Origin of the sequence: Paracoccus sp. (in: a-proteobacteria) (assembly GCF_030538655.1) — a bacterium.
Lineage (GTDB): Bacteria > Pseudomonadota > Alphaproteobacteria > Rhodobacterales > Rhodobacteraceae > Paracoccus.
In genome coordinates, this window is record NZ_JAUNTO010000008.1 from 109,068 (window position 1) to 129,570 (window position 20,503).

Annotated in this window: 18 protein-coding genes and 1 pseudogene; 9 read left to right on the plus strand and 10 right to left on the minus strand. The window is 61.7% G+C overall.

Going from position 1 to position 20,503, the window contains the following annotated elements:
• Positions 1-81: 81 nt before the first annotated feature.
• The 7 genes and pseudogenes from Q4G22_RS07575 to mutM form a co-directional block, all read right to left on the minus strand.
• Positions 82-879: pseudogene (locus Q4G22_RS07575) on the minus strand (nucleotidyltransferase domain-containing protein).
• Positions 876-1,943, minus strand: a complete 1,068-nt coding sequence (recF, locus tag Q4G22_RS07580; protein ID WP_303385295.1) for a DNA replication/repair protein RecF — start codon at positions 1,941-1,943, stop codon at positions 876-878. The pseudogene Q4G22_RS07575 and the gene recF overlap by 4 nt, the downstream one beginning before the upstream one ends.
• Positions 1,940-3,058: a DNA polymerase III subunit beta gene (gene dnaN, locus Q4G22_RS07585; RefSeq protein ID WP_303385296.1), complete on the minus strand. Its 1,119-nt coding sequence runs from the start codon at positions 3,056-3,058 to the stop codon at positions 1,940-1,942. Before dnaN ends, recF begins: the two co-directional genes overlap by 4 nt.
• An 82-nt stretch (positions 3,059-3,140) precedes the next feature.
• Positions 3,141-4,493, minus strand: a complete 1,353-nt coding sequence (gene dnaA, locus Q4G22_RS07590) for a chromosomal replication initiator protein DnaA (protein ID WP_303385297.1) — start codon at positions 4,491-4,493, stop codon at positions 3,141-3,143.
• Positions 4,494-5,024: 531 nt separating this feature from the next.
• Positions 5,025-5,294 (minus strand): 30S ribosomal protein S20, encoded by a 270-nt coding sequence (gene rpsT, locus Q4G22_RS07595; RefSeq protein WP_303385298.1) that lies wholly within the window; start codon positions 5,292-5,294, stop codon positions 5,025-5,027.
• 152 nt (positions 5,295-5,446) lie between these two features.
• Positions 5,447-6,223 (minus strand): enoyl-CoA hydratase, encoded by a 777-nt coding sequence (locus Q4G22_RS07600; protein WP_303385299.1) that lies wholly within the window; start codon positions 6,221-6,223, stop codon positions 5,447-5,449.
• Between the two features lie 68 nt (positions 6,224-6,291).
• The gene (gene mutM / locus Q4G22_RS07605; RefSeq protein ID WP_303385300.1) at positions 6,292-7,137 is read right to left on the minus strand and encodes a bifunctional DNA-formamidopyrimidine glycosylase/DNA-(apurinic or apyrimidinic site) lyase; all 846 of its coding nucleotides are present in this window, start codon (positions 7,135-7,137) and stop codon (positions 6,292-6,294) included.
• Between the two features lie 76 nt (positions 7,138-7,213).
• Here mutM and ubiE point away from each other — a divergent pair, with 76 nt between their 5' ends.
• Together ubiE and ubiB are read left to right on the plus strand one after the other, a co-directional pair.
• On the plus strand, positions 7,214-7,957 hold the full coding sequence (gene ubiE, locus Q4G22_RS07610; RefSeq protein ID WP_303385301.1) for a bifunctional demethylmenaquinone methyltransferase/2-methoxy-6-polyprenyl-1,4-benzoquinol methylase UbiE: 744 nt from the start codon (positions 7,214-7,216) through the stop codon (positions 7,955-7,957).
• Positions 7,958-7,960: 3 nt separating this feature from the next.
• On the plus strand, positions 7,961-9,493 hold the full coding sequence (gene ubiB / locus Q4G22_RS07615; protein WP_303385302.1) for a 2-polyprenylphenol 6-hydroxylase: 1,533 nt from the start codon (positions 7,961-7,963) through the stop codon (positions 9,491-9,493).
• Positions 9,494-9,826: 333 nt separating this feature from the next.
• Here the strand turns inward: ubiB and Q4G22_RS07620 are convergent, their stop codons facing one another.
• On the minus strand, positions 9,827-10,492 hold the full coding sequence (locus Q4G22_RS07620) for a flagellar hook capping FlgD N-terminal domain-containing protein (protein ID WP_303385303.1): 666 nt from the start codon (positions 10,490-10,492) through the stop codon (positions 9,827-9,829).
• A gap of 11 nt (positions 10,493-10,503) precedes the next feature.
• Entirely contained in the window at positions 10,504-11,994 is a 1,491-nt protein-coding gene (locus Q4G22_RS07625; protein WP_303385304.1) for a flagellar hook-length control protein FliK, read from the minus strand.
• A gap of 33 nt (positions 11,995-12,027) precedes the next feature.
• On the opposite strand from Q4G22_RS07625, the gene Q4G22_RS07630 reads away from it, so the two are divergent.
• From Q4G22_RS07630 to carB, 7 genes are all read left to right on the plus strand, one after another.
• Positions 12,028-12,342 (plus strand): hypothetical protein, encoded by a 315-nt coding sequence (locus Q4G22_RS07630; protein ID WP_303385305.1) that lies wholly within the window; start codon positions 12,028-12,030, stop codon positions 12,340-12,342.
• Positions 12,339-12,653, plus strand: a complete 315-nt coding sequence (locus Q4G22_RS07635; RefSeq protein ID WP_303385306.1) for a hypothetical protein — start codon at positions 12,339-12,341, stop codon at positions 12,651-12,653. The genes Q4G22_RS07630 and Q4G22_RS07635 overlap by 4 nt, the downstream gene beginning before the upstream one ends.
• A gap of 169 nt (positions 12,654-12,822) precedes the next feature.
• The gene (locus tag Q4G22_RS07640) at positions 12,823-13,665 is read left to right on the plus strand and encodes a flagellin (RefSeq protein WP_303385307.1); all 843 of its coding nucleotides are present in this window, start codon (positions 12,823-12,825) and stop codon (positions 13,663-13,665) included.
• Between the two features lie 89 nt (positions 13,666-13,754).
• Positions 13,755-14,105, plus strand: a complete 351-nt coding sequence (gene flaF, locus Q4G22_RS07645; RefSeq protein WP_303385308.1) for a flagellar biosynthesis regulator FlaF — start codon at positions 13,755-13,757, stop codon at positions 14,103-14,105.
• Positions 14,102-14,506, plus strand: coding sequence for a flagellar biosynthesis repressor FlbT (gene flbT, locus Q4G22_RS07650; RefSeq protein WP_303385309.1), 405 nt, complete (start codon positions 14,102-14,104; stop codon positions 14,504-14,506). Before flaF ends, flbT begins: the two co-directional genes overlap by 4 nt.
• Positions 14,506-15,294 (plus strand): DUF1217 domain-containing protein, encoded by a 789-nt coding sequence (locus tag Q4G22_RS07655; RefSeq protein ID WP_303385310.1) that lies wholly within the window; start codon positions 14,506-14,508, stop codon positions 15,292-15,294. The genes flbT and Q4G22_RS07655 overlap by 1 nt, the downstream gene beginning before the upstream one ends.
• 164 nt (positions 15,295-15,458) lie before the next feature.
• Entirely contained in the window at positions 15,459-18,797 is a 3,339-nt protein-coding gene (carB, locus tag Q4G22_RS07660) for a carbamoyl-phosphate synthase large subunit (RefSeq protein ID WP_303385311.1), read from the plus strand.
• A gap of 85 nt (positions 18,798-18,882) precedes the next feature.
• Here the strand turns inward: carB and Q4G22_RS07665 are convergent, their stop codons facing one another.
• The gene (locus Q4G22_RS07665; RefSeq protein WP_303385312.1) at positions 18,883-20,412 is read right to left on the minus strand and encodes an alkaline phosphatase; all 1,530 of its coding nucleotides are present in this window, start codon (positions 20,410-20,412) and stop codon (positions 18,883-18,885) included.
• Positions 20,413-20,503 lie beyond the last annotated feature (91 nt).

The following is a 20,503-nucleotide window of genomic DNA, read 5'->3' on the forward strand; positions in this document are numbered from 1 at the left end:
CAAAGCCACAAGATTTTGCGGTTGGCGGGGGTATTTCCCCCTTGGCCGGACGGCGAATACGCTTGCACAAGCAAGAAGCGGTCAGTCCGGCTGTGACCAGCGGCGATGCAGAGCGTTGGCGGCGCTCCAGTCCAGCGGGGGCGGGGACATGGGGGCGGCCGCCAGCCAGTCACGCGCGGCCTGCATTTCGGCGGTCATCAGCGCATCGCAATCGGGGTTGGTGCTGTTAGCCACGCCCATTTCGCCGGTGGCCTGTTTGACCGCGATCAGATCGTTCAGCCACAGTGTGACGGCGGCAGGCAGGTTGGTTTCGGCCATCAGCATCTGCATGTTCATCGGCACCATCGCCGCGCCATGCAACCGCATATGCCGCAGCGCCAACGCCGGACGCAGGCAATAGAAATAACGTTTTAGCCGCACTTGCCCTGCCGGGTCGCGCAGCCGGGCAAATTGCTGTTGTGCCAGCGACAGATAATGCCAGCTAACCGCACGCCGGTTCAGCGTTTGCGCGCAGAATGCCGCCAGATCGGCGCGTGCCTGCGGATTGTCGGCATAGGTAATCGGCGATTGCAGCCATTCGGCCAGCACCGCGTTCGATTTCATGGCCAGCCGCAGCGCCTTGGCCAGTTCCCAGCCCGCGATGTCGAGATCACCGGAAATGGGCCGCTCGATCACATCGCGCTTGGGTTCCAGCCGCAGGTGCCATTCTGGCGGGCGGGCTTAGACGAAACGCACGTCATAATCGCTGTCGGGCGAATGAAAGCCCCAGGCGCGCGACCCGGATTCGACCGCCAGCAGGATGGTAACGCTTTCCTCTGTGGCGATCTGATGCAAGCGGGCGCAGAGTTCGGCGTGCATGTCGGGGGAAACAGCGGTCATGGGGCGATCCTTGAGGTGCAGTCGGTTTTTCCCACGGCCAGATCTTCGCCATGCAGCGTGTCGAACAGCTCCGGTCCTGTGCCGGTTAGCACCGATTGCGCGGGCAGGGCAGCGATTTCGGCATAGAGCAGCGCGCGGCGGCTGGCGTCCAGATGGGCGGCCACTTCGTCCAGCAGCAACAGCACCGGCTGATCGGCCAGGGCGCGGGCATTGGCGAGGATCAGTGACAGCAGCAGCGCCTTTTGCTCGCCGGTCGAGGACAGGGCGGCGGGCATATCCTGCGGCCCCCAATGCGCGCCCAGATCGGCGCGATGTGGGCCGGTCAGACTACGCCCGGCAGCCAGATCGCGGGGGCGGGTGGCGGCCAGTCGCGCGGCGATGCTGGACGGGTCGGGGTCATCGGCGAAACCCTCGCCGGGCAGCAGGGTCAGGCGGGCGGCGGGAAAGGCATCGCCACCCTGCGCCTGAGCCGCGGCGATCAGCTTCAGCGCCGTGATGCGGTTGGCGGTGATCTGCGCCCCCGCCTCGGCCATCTGGGCTTCCAGCGCGCGATACCAGTGCGGATCGCTGATCTGATCGCGCAGCAGCCGGTTGCGTTCCCGCATCGCCTTGTCATAGGTCAGCGCCGCTTCGGCATGGGCGGGCGCAAAGGACAGCGTGACGCGATCCAGAAAACGGCGCCGGGTTTCCGGTGTGTCGGTCCACAGCCGGTCCATCGCCGGGGTCAGCCAGATGACACGGATCAGCCGCCCAAGCGCCACCTGCGGTGCGGGCTTGTCGTCGATGATGACGTAGCGGCTCTGATCCGGCGGCGCGCCGGTTTCCACGGCATGATCGCCGATGCGCGCCCGGATGCGCCAGCCCGCCGCCGCGCCCTGACGCGCCTGTTCAGGCGCTGCCACGCCGCGCAAGCCGCGACCGGGGGCCAGCATCGACAGCGCCTCAAGAATATTGGTCTTGCCTGATCCGTTCGGCCCGTGCAGCGCCAGCGGCGCGCCGCTGAAATCCAGTGTCAGGCGTGGCCATGAGCGGAACTGGGCAAGGTTGATCGTCGAAAGGATCACACCCGCATCGGCATGACGACATACACCGCGCTGGTGTCGCCGCCCTCGCGGATCAGGGCGGCATCGCCTGCGCCGTTGAACAGAAACACGGCGTTTTCGCGATCCACCTGCGCGGCGATTTCTTGCAGGTATTTGGCGTTAAAGCCGATTTCCAGCGGCTCGTCGGCATAGGCGACGATCAGTTCCTCGTCTGCGGCACCCGAATCGGGGGCGTTGACCGACAGCACCAGCCGATCCTGATCCAGCGCCAGTTTCACCGCGCGCGACCGTTCCGACGATACGGTGGCCACCCGGTCCACTGCGCGGGCGAAATCATTGGCGTCTACCTCGAGCTTGCGGGTGTTGCCAGTAGGGATGACGCGCGAATAATCGGGGAAGGTGCCGTCGATGACCTTGGACGTCAGGGTCTGGGTCGGTGTGGCAAAGCGCACCTTGGTTTCGCTGACAGAAACGGCGATGGCCGCTTCGTCATCTTCCAGCAGTTTGCGTAATTCGTTCACGGTCTTGCGTGGCACGATGACGCCCGGCATATCCTCGGCCCCCGGCGGCAGAGGTGCATCAACGCGCGCCAGGCGGTGCCCGTCGGTCGCCACACAGCGCAGAACCGTCGCGCCATCGGCCTGCGTCACATGCAGGTAAACGCCGTTCAGATAATAGCGCGTTTCCTCGGTCGAGATGGCGAATTTCGACTTGTCGAACAGCCGCCGCAGCACCGGGGCCGGGGCGCTGAAATTCGCGCTGTATTCGGAACTGGCCATCACCGGGAAATCTTCGCGCGGCAATGTGGCAAGGCTGAAGTTCGAACGCCCGGCCTGCACGTTCAGCCGCCCCGCAGTCTCATCGGCGCTGATGTTGACCAGTGCGCCATCGGGCAGCTTGCGCGCGATTTCGTTCAGCAGCGCCGCGCTGACCGTGGTGCCGCCGGGGCGTTCAACCATGGCCGGGGCGCGGTCCACCACTTCGGTGTCCAGATCGGTGGCGCGCAGGCTGACGCCATCAGATGTCGCTTCGATCAGGATATTGGCCAGAATCGGGATGGTGTTGCGCCGTTCGACAACGGATTGCGCCTGATTGACCGCCTTGACCAGCACTGCGCGTTCGATGGAAAACTTCATCGCCTTTCCCCGTCCCTATGTGTGGACTGCGTTTTAGCTGCCCGGCGGGCCGGTCACAAGGATTTCATCGCACTGGCGTCGCTTATACCTCAAGCAGGCGTTTCAGCATGTCGATATCTTCGGCCAGACCCTGATCCTGATGGGTCAGTTCCTCGATCTTGCGGACGCCATGCATGATCGTGGTGTGATCGCGCCCACCGAATCGGCGGCCGATTTCGGGCAGGCTGCGGCTGGTCATCTGCTTGGCCAGATACATCGCCACCTGACGCGGGCGGGCCACGGTGCGTACCCGTTTGGGGCCGATCATGTCGGCCAGGCGGATGTTGTAATGTTCCGCCACCTTGCGCTGAATTTCCTCGATCGAGATCTTGCGGTCGCTGGCGCGCAGGATGTCAGCCAGGCAGTCCTGCGTCAGATCCAGCGTGATTTCGCGACCCACGAGGCTGGCAAAGGCGAACAGCCGCTGCATCGCGCCTTCCAGAACGCGCACGTTCGAGGTGATGCGGTGGGCCAGAAACTCCAGCACGCCGGGGGCGATTTGCAGGCCGGGATATTGCGCGCGAAACGCTTCGGTCTTGGATTGCAGGATGCCAAGGCGCAGTTCATAGGTGGTGGGGTGCAGGTCCACGATCAGCCCGCAGGACAGGCGCGATTTGATCCGTTCTTCCAGCCCCTTGATTTCGCCCGGCGCGCGGTCGGCGGAAATCACGATCTGCTTGCCCTGATCCACCAGCGCGTTGAACGTGTGAAAGAATTCTTCCTGCGTCGAGTCCTTGCCGGCGATGAACTGAACGTCATCGACCATCAGCATATCCACGGCGCGGAACATTTCCTTGAAATCCATGATGTTACGTTCGCGCAGCGCCTGAACAAAGCGATACATGAACTGTTCCGCCGACAGATACAGCACACGCGCGGCGGGTTTGTTGCGCTGATATTCATGAGCGATGGCGTGCATCAGGTGGGTCTTGCCCAGACCGACGCCGCCATAAAGAAACAGCGGGTTAAAGCTGACCGGCCCGCCTTCGGCCACGCGGCGGGCGGCGGCATGGGCCAGTTCGTTCGGTTTGCCCACGACGAAATTGTCAAAGACAAAGCGCGCGTCCAGCGGGGCACCCAGATCGACCGGCGCGGCAGCTGCGGGCGGCGTGGTTGGGGCGGCGGCGCGCGGTTGTGCGGGGCGGGCAGGGGCAGCCGTCGCCGTGACCGAGATGCGCAGACGGTCTGCCGCTGCGCCGCTGCGCATCAGCTCATCCAAAATCTGCCGGGCATAATGGCGGTTCACCCAATCCGACAGAAAGCGGGTCGGCGCGGCAAATTCCGCCACACCGGCGTCAATGCCCGTCAAGCGCAGCGGTTTGATCCAGTGGTTGAAGTTGTTCGCCCCAACGCTTTTTTCCAGCCCTGCGCAGGCCCGCCCCCAAAGATCTTCCATCGTCTTGCCCGTCCGTTGTCCCCAGATCGCCCGCAGGTTGATCCCGCCGGGCCGATTGCACCACGCCTTGGTTCAGGACAGTCAGGCAACACGCAACCCTGCGGCGAAATTGCCGCAGATATGGCCGCACAGCCGTCTCGTCTCTTTCAGACACGAGCCTGCTCTGGCCGGTGGCAGCCGACGGTTGCAGACCCAAAGGCAGGACGGAAGCTCCGCCATTTGCCCGGCTTGGTGATCCGGTTTCGCAACCAGATTCGCCAGCCTGTCCCCCAGGTGCGAGGTGAATCGCCCGGTCAAACTAGCAACCCCGCAAGGGCCGCTGCAACTGAACTCTGCGCTTGACAGCCTGGATAGCCAGACGAATCTGCGATCCCTCTGATCGGTAAGATAATTTCATCCAAACGGCTGCAAATGCAAAGAAAAAGGCGTGAGCGGCGAATCGCCCCAAATGCAAAAGGCGCGCCGGGTCGGGCGCGCCAGATCAGCCATCCGGCTGACAACGGGCGAGTTTTCGCCCGCTGTGGAACAAGTTCAGGCGGTGGCCAGCGCCTTGACCCGCGATGCCAGTCGCGAGATTTTCCGCGAGGCGGTGTTTTTGTGGTAAACGCCTTTGCTGACGCCGCGCATCAGTTCGGGCTGCGCTGCTTGCAGCGCCGCGCGGGCGGCGTCGGCATTGCCGCTGGCAAGTGCTTCTTCGACTTTGCGCAGGAAGGTGCGGATGCGCGAACGGCGGGCTTTGTTCACTTCGGTGCGGCGTTCGGTCTGGCGGGCGCGTTTTTTCGACTGGGGCGTGTTGGCCATGGGTCTTGTCCTATCGGGTCTGTTGCATTTCGATTGCGCAAAAGACCCAAGGCAGCGTCCCTGTCAGGAACAGCCATGATTCTTGCCAAAGCGGGCCCACACGCATGTAAGTCTGGGCCTTTACAGCAGTTGCGCCGGAAAGAAAACCCCTGTCAGCGGTCGCGGAATTGCGCCTCGCGCTTTTCAAGAAAGGCCGCCATGCCCTCTTTCTGGTCTTCGGTGGCGAACAGCGCGTGGAAAATGCGGCGTTCGAACAGCAGCCCTTCGCGCAGGGTGGTTTCATAGCTGCGGTTGACCGCCTCTTTGACCACCTTCACCGCGATCTGCGATTTCGCGGCGATCTTGGCGGCGGCGGCCATTGCTTCGGGGATCAGCTTGGCGGCGGGCACCACGCGGCTGACAAGGCCCGAACGCTCGGCCTCGGCGGCATCCATGAAACGGCCGGTCAGGTTCATATCCATCGACTTGGACTTGCCTACGAAACGGGTCAGCCGCTGTGTGCCGCCGATACCGGCGACGACGCCCAGATTAATTTCAGGCTGGCCAAATTTGGCGGTATCGGCGGCGATGATGAAATCGCAGGCCATGGCCAGTTCACAGCCGCCACCAAGGGCATAGCCGCTGACAGCCGCGATGATCGGCTTGCGCACACGCTGAATGGCATCGGTCGGGCCGCTGAACAGATCGGCGGTGAATACATCCACAAAGGATTTTTCCGACATTTCCTTGATGTCGGCACCGGCGGCAAAGGCCTTTTCGCTGCCGGTCAGCACGATGCAGCGCACCTTGTCGTTGTGGTCGGCCTCGGTCAGCGCCTGCGCCAATTCGCCCAGCAACTTGCCGTTCAGCGCATTCAAAGCTTCGGGACGGTTCAGGCGGATCAGCGCCACGTCATCCTCGATTTCCACGATGATCGTCTCATAGGCCATCGGTCATCTTCCTTTCGGTTAACCTTTGTCCCGTCCTAGCAGCCGCCATGCCCCCTGACCAGCATGGCCTATTGCTGACAAGCCGGACAGTAAAAGCTGGAGCGCCCCGACTGCACCACCCGCGCGATCACGCCAGAACAGCCGGGCGCAGGGCAGGGCGCGCCCTCGCGGCCATAGACGCGGAAACTGTGCTGAAAATAGCCCAGCTCGCCGCTGGCCTGCCGGTGATCGCGCAGGGATGATCCGCCTGCTGCGATCGCCTCGGTCAGCACGTCGCGGATGTGGCTATGCAGACCGGCCAGTTGCGCGGCCTCAATCTGCCCGGCGGGGCGGCGCGGATCAAGCCCCGCGCGATGCAGCGCCTCGGACACATAGATGTTGCCCAGCCCCGCCACGATCCGCTGATCCAGCAGCGCCTGTTTCACCGGCGCGCGCCGCCCGGCAAAGGCTGCGGTCAGCGTGGCAGGGGTGAAATCCTCGCCCAAAGGTTCGGGGCCAAGATGCGCCAGCAGCGGATGTTCGACACCCTCGCGGACCAGATCGACCATACCAAAGCGCCGCGCATCGTTCAGCGTGACCGTGGCCCCGGCCTCGGTGTGTATGACAAAATGATCGTGCCGGGGCAGAACTGCCGGGTCGCGGTGAAATTCGCCCATGCCTGCGCCCTGAACCAGCATCCGCCCCGACATGCCCAGATGGATCAGCAGGCTGCCCCGGTCTTGCAGATCGGCCAGCAGATATTTCGACCGCCGCCGCAGCGCGGTGATATGCGCGCCGGTCAGCACCTGCACCAGATCGGGCGGCAGGGGCCAGCGCAGATCGGGGCGGCGGACCTCGACCCGCGCGATGCGCGCGCCCTCCAGATGCGGCAGCAGGCCGCAGCGGACGGTTTCGACCTCGGGCAGTTCTGGCAATCCGGTCCCTTTCGCTCCATTGTGCAAGGCGCAGGCTGGCCTTATCTGGGCCACGATACAAGGAACGGCAAGGCAGATGACGCGCAAGACCACCCATTTCGGTTTCCAGACCGTGGACGAGGATGCCAAGGCCGGCATGGTTCACGGCGTCTTTTCTCGCGTGGCGTCCAAATACGACATCATGAACGACCTGATGAGCGTGGGTATCCATCGCGTCTGGAAAACTGCGATGATGGACTGGCTGACCCCGCGCAATGGCCAGCGTCTGCTGGATGTGGCGGGCGGGACCGGCGACATTGCCTTTCGCTTCCTCGACCGCGCGCCGGGTGCCCGCGTCACTGTGTGTGACCTGACCGAATCCATGCTGATCGAGGGCCGTGGCCGGGCCGAGGCGGCACGCCTTGATGACCGGCTCGACTGGGTGGTGGGCGATGCGATGGCGCTGCCCTTCGCGGATAACAGCTTCGACCGCTATACCATCAGCTTTGGCATCCGTAACGTCACCCGCATTCCCGATGCATTGGCCGAGGCGTATCGCGTGCTGAAACCCGGCGGGCGGCTGATGGTGCTGGAGTTTTCGCAGATTCCCGTGCCTGCGCTGCAATGGGCCTATGACCGCTATTCCTTCAACGTCATTCCCGCGATGGGGCAGGCGGTGGCGGGTGACCGCGACAGCTATCAATATCTGGTCGAATCCATCCGCCGCTTTCCCGATCAGGACACATTTGCCGATATGATTTCGGCGGCGGGTTTGGGGCGAGTGCAATACCGCAACCTGTCTATGGGCATCGCCGCGCTGCATTCCGGCTGGAAGCTGTAAGCGATGCGCGGGCCGCATAACATCCTGCGCCTGATCCGCACCGGCGCCACGTTCGAACGGACCGGCGCGATGTCCGTCGCGCTGGATGCGGTCGAGGCACCGGCCCGGCTGCGCATCGCCCTGCGCGCGCTGGTTTGGCCGTTCCGCTGGATGGGCTATGCCGGTGATCCCGCGCTGCCGCCGCTGACGCGGGCGATTACCGCACTTGGCCCGGCCTATATCAAATTCGGCCAGATCCTTTCGACCCGCGCCGATGTGGTGGGGGTCGAACTGTCGGGCCAGTTGCGCATGTTGCAGGACAGGCTGCCACCCTTTGCGACCGATGTGGCGCAAGACATTGTTGCGACCGAACTGCGCGCGCCGGTCGATGCGCTGTTTTCTGAATTTTCCGAACCTGTCGCGGCAGCATCCATTGCCCAGGTTCACCGTGCCCGCCGCGCCGATACCGGGGCCGAAGTCGCCGTCAAGGTCGTGCGCCCCGGTATCGAGGCCGCCTTCCGCCGCGACATTGACGCCTTTCATTTTGCTGCCGGATTTCTGGAAAAGCTGCTGCCCCAGACTCGCCGCCTGCGCCCGCGCGACGTGGTCAGCCATTTCGAATCGGTGGTTCTGGGGGAACTGGACCTGCGGCTTGAGGCGGCATCCGCATCGGAATTCGCGGAAAATACCAAGGATGACACAGGGCTTCAGGCCCCGGCCCCGCATTGGGAACTGTCGGGCCGCCGGGTGCTGACCGCCGACTGGGCTGATGGTCTGCCGATGGGCGACCCCGCCGCCCTTGTCGCGGCCGGGCACGACCTGCACCAACTGGCCACGCGCATCTTGCAGCTTTTCCTCAGCCATGCGCTGCGCGACGGTTTTTTCCAGGCTGATATGCATCAGGGTAACCTGAAGGTCGCGGCCAATGGTGATGTCATCATCTATGATTTCGGCATCATGGGCGAGATCGATGAATATACCCGCCGTGTCTATGCCGAAATCCTGATGGGCTTTATCCGTCGCGATTACCGCCGTGTCGCCCGCGTGCATTTCGAGGCCGGCTATGTCCCGCGCGACCGTGACGAGGCTGCTTTCGCCCGTGCGTTGCGCGTTGTGGGCGAGCCGATCTTCGGTGCCGACGCCAGCCGGATTTCCATGGCGAATCTGCTGGCCTATCTGTTCGAGGTGACGGAACGCTTTGGCATGGCGACCCGCACCGAACTGATCCTGTTGCAGCGCACCATGGTGGTGGTCGAGGGTGTCGCCCGCTCGTTGGACCCGAACATCAATATGTGGCAGGCCGCCCGCCCGGTGGTCGAGGCTTACATCCGCAACAACCTTGGCCCCAAAGCCATGGCGCGCGACGGGGTGCGTATGGTTCAGACGCTTGGCCGTTACAGCCCGCTTTTGCCCGCAATTCTGGATGATGCGCTATGGGAGCGCGCCAACCGTCCCAAGGCCCCGGCGACACCGCCGCGCCATGCCAACTGGCAACGTCCGGTGCTGGCCGCTGCCTTGCTGGCCGTGGGTGTCGCCTTGGGTGCGGCCTTGGGCTGACATCGCATCGGCATGATGATGACGGTGCTGATTTGCTGCATTCCAGCGCACTGAAAGGTTCCGCCAGAATACGGCTGATGCAATGGTCATCATGGTCATCATGGCGACAGATGGCGGCGGCTGCGGAACGACGATCAGGCCCCGCTTGCCCGGCGAAACGTGCCACATCCGACCGACGGCAGGTGATGCGATAATACGATCAAGGTGACGCGGCCCAAGACCGCGCCCCCATTCCGTCGGCTATCCAGAGCACGAATCGCCTGCCTATTGTGCATTCGGCGCCTGCCGCGCACAGTGCGGACGCGACAGGCCCATGGGCGTGGATGCCTGCCATCAGCCCGGCTCGCGAATCGCGTCCACCTCATCGGTCATAGCGGTGGCACCGCCTGTCAGAACCAGCCTTACCCCCTGAGCCGTAGTTTCCGCTCCGGTCACGCGGCTATAGGCACCGACATCGGATTCGGCGATTTTTTCGCCATTCAGATAGCTTTCGATGCGGAAGGCATAGCTGCCATCGGCCACCTTGTTGCCCACGGTGTCGCGGCCAAACCAATCCACCTGCCCCGCGCCGGTGCCGATTTCCTCGCGGCTCAATTCGCGGCCATGTGCATTCTGCGTGACCAGAATCACGCTGTCGGCGCGCGAATCAGGCTTGATGTCCAGTGTGATCGCATCAGAGCCGAACCAGACCGGCGCAGTGGTGCGCACCTCTTTGCCCAGATATTGCGACAGTTGCGTCAGACCGCCGCCACCCAACTGATTCGCGATCTGGGTCAGCAGCTTGTTCGAATGTGCCTGCTGCTCCACGCCCGAGAATGTCGCCAGTTGCACGGCAAATTCCGACCCTTCCATCGGGTTCATCGGGTCCTGATTCTTTAACTGAGTTGTCAGCATTCGCAGAAAAGTTTCGAAATCAGCATTGCCCAAGGGCGATTCGGATTTCTTTGTCTGCGTGGCCGAGGTGGTGGCCGCCGTTGCGGCAGTGATCGAAGTGGTCACTTCTGTTCCTTTCATACCCGAATATCAAGGGGGCGATCGCTCAGCCGGGTGGGCTGGGACGGTTTGTCGGCAAGAGGGACGGTCGCCCGCTCAAGGGCAGGCTGTTCGTCATCCCCCCCCTGATCCGCCGTTTCCCGATCCGATTCGCTGCGCAGATCCAGCAGCGGCGATTCGAATCCGCTATCCTGCAAATCCTGCATCAGCAGATCCAGATGACGGCGCGCGGCCTCCAGCACTTCGGGGCGCTCGAACCAGACCGTTACCGCTGCGCCACCATCCGTCCGCATGATCCGCAGACGTAGGCGGCCCAATTCCTCGGGGGCCAGCGCAAGTTCGATTTCGCCTTCGCGCAACGTCACGGCGGCTTGCGCGATCTGTCGTGCAATGGCGGGTGCCTGTGCCTCGGGCACCCGCGCCGCTGTTACCTGCGGTGCCGATTCGGTTCGGTGCAGCAAACCGGCATCCACGACGCCACCACTGTCCGGCAAAGCCACTTGAAACGATTCGCCATCGCTGATTGTCGGCCCCGCTTCGGCCAAAGCCAAAGCGGCATATTCAGCAGCGGGCGCCATCAAGCGTTCCGCGGTTGTGATCGGCGTCACATTCCCGGCCGATGTCATCAATCGGTCCGCTGTCGTAACAGAAGCCAGGTCCGCAGTCGGCGTCATCAGCCGTTTCGCAGCCGTGACCGGAGCCATATTCGCCGTCGGTATCAGCAAGGGCTCCGCAGTCGTGGCCGGAGCCATACCCACGACAGATGCCGTCAACCGCTCGTCACCGACAACAGACATCATCGCCGGAGCGGGCGCAGCATGTTCAACAGGCCGCTGTCGAATCGACAAGGGTTCGCCTTGCTTGGCAAGGGCGGATTGCATGTCGGATGGCGCGGTCTGATAGGGCGGATCAGGCTGCTCCACGGCCATATCACCCCGGTTCGTGGCGGGCCGGGCATCTGTCGGCTGCCCCTGTTGTGCCGCAGGCTGCGGGTCGGGTAACCTGCTATCCACCGGCTGGATTGCTGTGCCTGCCAATTGCTGCCGCACTATGGGGGCCGCCGTCAGACGCTCGGGCGCGGAGTGATTCGATGCGCGCTCTGTTGGTTCGGGCTGCGGCATCATCATTTGTGCCAGTTCCTCGGGAAGCGGAGCCGGAGTTTCATCGACTGCGGCTGTCATACCGTTCCACTGCGCCACCATGGTTTCGATCCGGTCGGCAGATGATTCGCTTGCGTCAGTTGTGAAAACAGCCCGGTCAGACGGGGCATCGGGCCACGGTAGCGCCACCTCGGCGGGCGCAGCCATATCCGTATCGGCATCGGTTTCCTGGGCTGCTGATGCATCCCCGATCCGGGTCTCACCCGGATGTTCCTGAATTTCCTCAGCCTCCTGCGCCAGCCCTAGATATTGGGCCATGAAATCCGCAACGCCTGTCGGCTGCGCATCGGGTGATGGCAGTTGCGGCGCCAGCGGGGCGGCGGGTGAGATCAGCGGGATAATGTCCATGTCCGCTCCTGTCGATTCGTTACCCTCTTATATATGATCGACTCGTTACTGATTATTTACCGCTCTCTGCTATTCGATGAAAAATCTAATCAAGCAGAGGATCACATGCACGTCTCATCCTTTTCAGCCCCAACGGCTCTGCCACGCACATCTGCGGCCCGGCAGCTGGAACAGGCTTTCATCGAGAACATGATGCAGCACGCATTCCCGCAGTCCGGGGGCGGCGATTTCGGGGGCGGCGCGGGCGAAGATCAGTTCGCATCCTTCCTGGCGCGCGAATACGCCGCCGTCCTGACCGATTCGCTGGATTTGGGATTTTCACGTTTTATCAAGGAGAAATCTGAATGACCGTTGCCGTTGACAAGCTGACCCGCGCACGCGTCGCCATTGTGGACGGTCGCCCCGCCGAGGCGCTGGACATCATCGAATCCTTTGTCCGCACGATTGAAGACGAAAAGATCGACCACGACCAGCGCGACCGGATGGAGACCATGCTGGTCGAATTGCGCACACTGGCGCAGGCTGCGCAAAGCGGCGCGCAATCCGCCATGGACCAGATTGCCGACATCATTCAGGCCGCCCGTTCGTTGCGGACCTATGACAGCACCGGGCGTCGTCAGGTCGCCACCATCGCCGTCGAGGCACCTCGTCGTTTTTGAATAAAATGCAATGGGAATTAGGTTTTGAAAAAAGGAGGCGATTCATTATTTCGTAAGAGATCGTCGGTAAAACGATCTCACACAGCAAGTGAAGGGCATCAGCCCAGCCGGTCAGAAGGCCGTCATCCGAAACCGGGCCAAAATCTGCCCAATCTAAAAGGAGGACAACATGTCCAGCATTCTGACCAACAACAGTGCCATCGTTGCTCTGCAAACCATCAAGTCGATCAACTCGAACCTGACGAAAACCCAGAGCGAGATCTCGACCGGCAAATCGATTGCCACCGCCAAGGATAATGCCGCGATCTGGGGTGTTTCCAAGGTGATGGAAGGTGAAGCGGCTGCGTTCAAAACTATCCAAAGCAACCTGAACGCCGCAGGTGCTGTTGTCAGCACGGCCCGTGTCGGGGCCGAGGCTGTGGTGGATGGTCTGACCGACATCAAGAAACTGGTGTCTGGTGCAACCAGCGACCTGATGGATGCCGATGCACGTGAAAAGACCACTCAGGAAATCACCCGTAAGCTTGAGCAGATTAAATCCACCATCGACACGACGCAGATGAATGGTGTGAATATGCTGTCGAACGGTGATAGCTTTAAATTCCTGGGTGGTGCGAACCACGGTGTTGAGATCGGCGATGACACGGGACACTACATCACTGTTGCCGGTGTGAACCTGACCGCTGAAATGGGTCTCGACTTTGATGCCGGTCTGGACATCAGTGACACCGCCAAGGCTGCTGAGGCGATGAAAGCGATTGACGATGCGCTGAATGCGGCGATCGTCGGTGCCGCGACGCTGGGTTCAACCGGCAAGCGGATCGAGGATCAGTCGAAACTGGCTTCGCAGATGGCCGACTCGTTGAAAGTGGGTGTTGGCGCGCTGGTTGACGCCGACATGGAAGAAGCCTCGGCTCGTCTGCAAGCTCTGCAAACCCAGCAGCAGCTGGGTATCCAGGCGCTGTCGATTGCGAACCAGGCGCCGCAGTCGATCCTGTCGCTGTTCCGCTGATAAACGTGGGGGCGCCCTTCGCGGGCGCCCCGCACACTCTGACCTTATCCTAGAAATCGGGAAATACGACCTTGAACGCGGTTACGCCAATGAACGCTCATGCTCCTTACGGATCGCACACCGTCCGCACCGCAAAAGACAGCGAATACGATGTTTTTGCCCGCGTGACGCGCATGTTGCGCCAGTCCGCCAACGATGGCGGCACCGCCGACAGCATTCGCGCTGTTCAAAAAAACAACGAACTCTGGACTATTCTGGCCGCCGATCTGGCTCATCCGCACAATGGCCTGCCTGATGAGGTCAAGGCCGGCCTGATTTCGCTGGCGATGTTCAGCGTGCGTCACGGTCACGCCGTCATGAACGGTACGGCAACCGCTGATGCCCTGATCGAGGTTAACCTGTCGGTCATGAAGGGCTTGCGCGGCGAGGTGGCGGCATGAGTGGTCTGGTCATCAAACTGGCACCCAACGAACGTGTGCTGATTAACGGCGCGGTCATCGAAAACGGCGACCGCCGGTCCAAGATTGCCATCAAGACGCCCAACACGCATGTGCTGCGCCTGAAAGATGCAATCCACCCTGAAAACGTGAATACGCCTGTGTCGCGGGTCTGCTATGTCGCTCAACTGATTTTGTCTGGCGATGCTGAACCTGAACAGGGCAAATATCAGCTGCTGCGCGGCATCGAACAATTGACGCAAGTGTTCGAGGATCGTGACAGCCGTAACCTGCTGAATGATGCGACGCATTTTGTGGTTGAGGGCAATGCTTATCAAGCCCTGCGCCGCTTGCGCGATCTTCTGCCGCGAGAGGCACGGCTGATGGCCGCGAGGGTGCAGTAATGTCTCAGATCGCCCTTGGCTTGGGGGGTATTGCTGGCTGGAATGTGCTGAAGCGCACCTCGGCTCAGCAAAAGCAGATGATCGCCAATGATCCCTCGGTCAGCCGGAACAGCGCGTATTTTCGTGAAAATATTGCCAAGGTCCAGTCAGCGGGCGATCTGGTCAAAAATTACCGGCTGCTAAGCGTTGCACTGGGGGCGTTTGGTCTTGAGGGCGAAATTGGTAGTAAGGCCTTCATCCAGAAGGTTCTGGAATCCGACCTGTCAGACAAACAGTCCTTGGTGAACCGACTGTCCGACAAGCGTTTTTTGCAACTGGCAGAAGCGTTCCGGTATGGCGAAGGCGCGGATGGGGTGCAGTCTCAGGGCTTTGGCGACAAGCTGGTCGGCCAGTTCATCGACCGCGAGTTGGAGCGTCGTGTCGGGCAGACAGATGAAACCATGCGTCTTGCCCTGAATGCTCAACGCGAACTTGCTGCCTTTGCCGAACGCGACACCAAGGACACAACCTTGTGGTATGAGGTTTTGGGAAACCCGCCGCTGCGCAAGGTCTTTGAAGGCGCGTTTGGCTTTTCTTCGGGCAGTTTCGGCAAAATTCCGGTCGAGCGTCAGATGACGATGATGAAGGATCGCGCCGAACGTATGTTCGGGTCGGAACCATTCAAGGCATTCGGAACCGAGGAAGGCATGGAAAAGCTGGTGCGGACCTATTTGGCCAAATCCCAGCTTCAGACGGGTTCACCCGCCCAGAACGCATACAGCGCCGCGCTTACTCTGTTGTCGCGCTGATGATTGTTGACTTGTCGGCAAGAATATCTGTCACGGTGGTTGCCGTGCCGTGGCAAGGAAATCGGCCCTGATCACCTATGGCCGAGAGACCGACCTTGCGTTGTCGCCTCGCTTGGCTATAACCCCGGACGATTTGCGCCGATCACAGCAGCGGGGATGCGACCATGCCGAAAAGAACCGATATTCAGTCGATCCTCATCATCGGTGCCGGTCCTATCGTGATCGGACAGGCGTGCGAATTTGATTACTCTGGCGCGCAGGCGTGCAAGGCGCTGCGCGAAGAAGGGTATCGGGTGATTCTGGTCAACTCGAACCCGGCGACGATCATGACCGACCCCGAGATGGCCGATGCCACCTATATCGAGCCGATCACCCCTGAAATCGTTGAAAAGATCATCGCCAAGGAAAAGCCCGATGCTTTGCTGCCGACTATGGGGGGGCAGACCGCGCTGAACACGGCGCTGGCGCTGGCGGATAATGGTGCACTGGAACGTCATGGCGTCGAACTGATTGGCGCGCAGCGTGAAGCCATCGAAATGGCCGAGGATCGCAAGCTGTTCCGCGAGGCGATGGACCGTATCGGCCTTGAAAACCCTCGTGCCACGATCATCAGCGCCCCCAAAAACGCTGCCGGTAAATATGACATCGCCACCGGCGTGGCGCAGGCCATGACAGAACTGGATGCCATTGGCCTGCCCGCGATCATTCGTCCGGCCTTTACGCTGGGCGGCACAGGTGGCGGCGTGGCCTATAACCGTGACGACTACGAACGGATTGTCCGTTCTGGTCTGGATGCCAGCCCGGTTGCGCAGGTTCTGATTGATGAAAGCCTGCTGGGCTGGAAAGAATACGAGATGGAGGTGGTGCGTGACCGTGCCGATAACGCCATCATCGTCTGTTCGATCGAAAACGTCGATCCGATGGGGGTTCACACCGGCGATTCGATCACGGTCGCCCCGGCGTTGACCCTGACGGACCGTGAATATCAGCGAATGCGCAATGGCTCGATTGCGGTTCTGCGCGAAATCGGCGTGGAAACGGGCGGATCGAACGTGCAATGGGCGATCAACCCCGCCGATGGCCGCATGGTCGTGATCGAGATGAACCCCCGTGTCAGCCGGTCTTCGGCGTTGGCATCCAAGGCGACCGGCTTTCCGATTGCCAAGATCGCGGCCAAGCTGGCTGTTGGCTATACGCTGGACGAACTGGATAACGACATTACCCGCGTCACGCCGGCGTCATTCGAACCTTCAATCGACTATGTTGTGACCAAAATTCCGCGCTTTGCCTTTGAAAAATTCCCCGGTTCCAAGCCGGAACTGACCACGGCGATGAAATCCGTGGGTGAAGTGATGGCGATTGGCCGCAGCTTCCATGAAAGTCTGCAAAAGGCCCTGGCCAGCATGGAAAACGGCCTGACGGGGCTGGACGAAATTGTCATCGAAGGTGCTGCTGAACAGGGCAAGCCCGCCATCGTCGCTGCCCTTTCGAAACAAACCCCTGACCGCCTGCGCGTCATTGCCGAGGCGATGCGTTTTGGCCTGTCGGATGATGATATTCAGCGCATCACCCATTTCGACCCGTGGTTCCTGGCCCGCCTGCGTGAAATCGTTGATGCCGAGGCGCGTATCCGTGCCGACGGTTTGCCGGGGGATGCTGAATCCTTGCGCGAAATCAAACAGATGGGGTTCACCGATGCACGGTTGGCCAAGCTGACCGGCCAGTCGGAAGACGATATTCGCCGCGCCCGTCGTGCGCTGGATATTCACCCGGTGTTCAAGCGCATCGACACCTGCGCCGCCGAATTCGAGGCGCAGACCCCCTACATGTATTCTACCTGGGAAGTCCCGGCGATGGGTGATGTGGAGTGCGAATCACGACCGTCGGATGCGAAAAAAGTGGTGATTTTGGGCGGCGGTCCGAACCGGATCGGGCAGGGGATCGAATTTGATTACTGCTGCTGCCACGCCTGCTTTGCCCTGACCAAAGCCGGGTTCGAAACGATTATGATTAACTGCAACCCGGAAACGGTCAGCACCGATTATGACACCTCGGACCGGCTGTATTTCGAACCTCTGACGCTGGAACATGTGCTGGAAATCCTGCGCATCGAACAGCAGAACGGCACCCTGCATGGTGTTATCGTGCAGTTCGGCGGCCAGACGCCACTGAAACTGGCCAATGCGCTCGAGGCCGAGGGCATCCCGATTCTGGGCACCACCCCCGACGCCATCGACCTGGCCGAAGATCGCGAACGGTTCCAGAAACTGCTGAACGACCTGAACTTGCGTCAGCCGGTCAACGGCATTGCCAACAGTCCGGCGCAAGCGGTTGAAATTGCGGAACGGATCGGCTTTCCACTGGTCATCCGCCCGTCCTATGTTCTGGGCGGGCGCGCGATGGAAATCGTGCGCGATATGGACCATCTCAACCGCTATATCACCGAGGCGGTGCAGGTTTCCGGCAAGAATCCGGTGCTGCTGGACAGCTACCTTTCCGGCGCGATCGAGGTTGACGTGGATGCGCTGTCCGATGGCGAAACCGTTCACGTCGCCGGCATCATGCAACATATCGAGGAAGCGGGTGTTCATTCCGGCGACAGCGCCTGTTCGTTGCCGCCGCATACGCTGGATGCTGCGACGATTGACGAACTGAAACGCCAGACCGTCGCCATGGCCCGCGCCCTGCGCGTCGTGGGCCTGATGAACGTGCAGTTCGCCCTGAAAGACGGCGAGATTTACGTGCTAGAGGTGAACCCGCGTGCCTCGCGCACCGTGCCCTTCGTGGCTAAGGCAACCGACAGCGCCATTGCCAGCATCGCCGCGCGGCTGATGGCAGGCGAGCCAATGTCAAATTTCCCGGCCCGCGCCCCCTATCCCGAAGGCGTCGGCCCCGAAGATGACCTGCCTTTCGCTGATCCGCTGACGCTGGCCGATCCGATCACCCCGTGGTTTTCCGTGAAAGAGGCGGTGCTGCCCTTCGCGCGCTTCCCTGGTGTCGATCCGCTGCTTGGCCCCGAGATGCGCTCAACCGGCGAGGTGATGGGCTGGGACCGCAATTTCCCGCGTGCTTTCCTCAAGGCGCAGATGGGGGCGGGCAACCATTTGCCGCATGATGGCCGCGTGTTCATCTCGATCCGGGACGAGGACAAGACCGACGAAATGGCTGCCGCAGCCCGTGATCTGACCGGAATGGGCTTTATCCTGATTGCCACCAGTGGCACCGCTTCGTTCCTGTCGGATGCCGGGGTCAGGGCGGAAATGGTGAACAAGGTTTACGAGGGGCGGCCCAATATCGTGGACCGGCTGAAAAACGGCGAGATTTCGATGGTGCTGAACACCACCGAAGGCGTGCAGGCGCTGGCTGACAGCCGCGACATCCGGGCCGTCGCGCTGTATGACAAGATCCCTTATTTCACCACCGCCGCCGGGGCGATTGCGGCCATTGCCGCCATCAAGTCGCGCGAAGAAGGCGAAGTCGGCGTCCGCCCCTTGCAGGACTGACGCCGCGCGCCGGGCGCTGTGCAGACCATTGGACAACAGCAAAGGGCGGCGCATCAGCGCCGCCCCTTTTCGTTTATCAGCCGCCTCAGGCAGCAAGGTGGCGACGACGGCGCAGCGCGGCCAGCGCGCCCAGACCGGCAATCATCAGCCATGCACCGGCAGGCAGCGGCACCGGGGCGGGGGTCGGCAGGCCCGCCGCCTGACTGATCGCACCATACAGGCCGGTGTTGTCGATATAAGCGCCGGTGGTGTTGTGCCCCAGCAGGCTGACCAGCCATTCATCGGTGCCGATAACCTGATCGAACAGCGCCTGTGCGCCCGCGCCATGCGCCCATAGCAGGGTGTTTTCGATGGTGTGGGTGCCATAATGCCACGTGACGCCCGGCAGAACGCCCGCGCCAAGGTTCTGGATCGGCTCGAACGGGATCACGTCGGAATTCGGCCCCATCGGCATTCCGTTGCCGTGGTCGGTCAGGACCAGTAGCATGGTTTCATCCCAGTTCGAATTCGCCTCGACCCAGTTCACCGCGTTCACGACCGAATGGTTAAAGTCGATCTGTTCCTCGATGATGCGGCCGGTGTCATTGGCATGGGCCGCCCAGTCAACCGCGCCACCCTCGATCATCACGAAAAAGCCGTTTTCGTTCTTGCCCAGGTGGTTCAGTGCGCCGGTGGTCATGGTCGCCAGCGTCGGCACGTTGGTGTTATAGGCCACGCCCGACGGGGTGCTGCTGTCCAGACCGACCACGCTGTCGCGGCGGCTTTGCTGCAAGGTGCCGTGAACCTGCGGGACGCCGATCAGGCGGCCTTCAACGCTCAACGAGCCACTGGCCAGTGCCTCGAAATCGGCGCGGGTCTCGATCAGCGTCATGGCCGGGTTCGGATCGTGGCGCAGGTTCTCCCACACGCTTTCAGGGATATAGCCGCCGCCACGGCCGGTTTCAGCCGCATAGACCGGCGCATCCAGACGCACGCTGTCGTGATGGAACTCGGGGTGGCCGGTGCCCATAATCAGGTCCAGCTTGCCACCGAACACCATTTCATGGGCCAGCTCGCCATAATGGTTGCGGCTGATGTTATGCGCGCCAAAGGCGGCGGGGGTGGCGTGGCTCAGCGGAACCGAGGTGACGACGCCGACTGACCGATCCGCCTCTTTGAAGCCGTCGGTAATCATCCGCAGCGGATTGGCAAAGTTATCCACTGAAATGGCGTTATTATAGGTTTTCTGCCCGGTGGACAGCGCCGTGCCGGCAGCGGCGCTGTCGGTGTAGCCCTGCTTGATATATTCGTAACCGGCAATGGAGCCATCGGCGTTGATGGTGCCGTCCCATGCCTTTGCCGGGTCATAGCTGATGCGGGGGATATTGTCATAGGTTGGCACGGACGAGGTATTCAGCGGCTGCGTGGTCATGCCCAGCTTGACATCAAAACGGTCATAGACCTGGCGGCCTTTTTCGCCGAACTCCCAATAGCTGGCCATGTCCCAGGTGCCCCACGAGGCGCCGTCGGAAATCATCATGATGACATTCTTGACCGAGGCGTGGCCCGCCATCGGAATGGACAGGGCGGCAATGGAAACAGCGGCCAGCAGCCGGGGGCGCAGGGTAATATTCATCGGTTCCTCTCTGGGGTGTCAGTCAAAGACAGGAACCGCCTAGACGGCGTCTTCATTTAAGGATTCCCTTGTCATTCGAGTTCTGATTCAA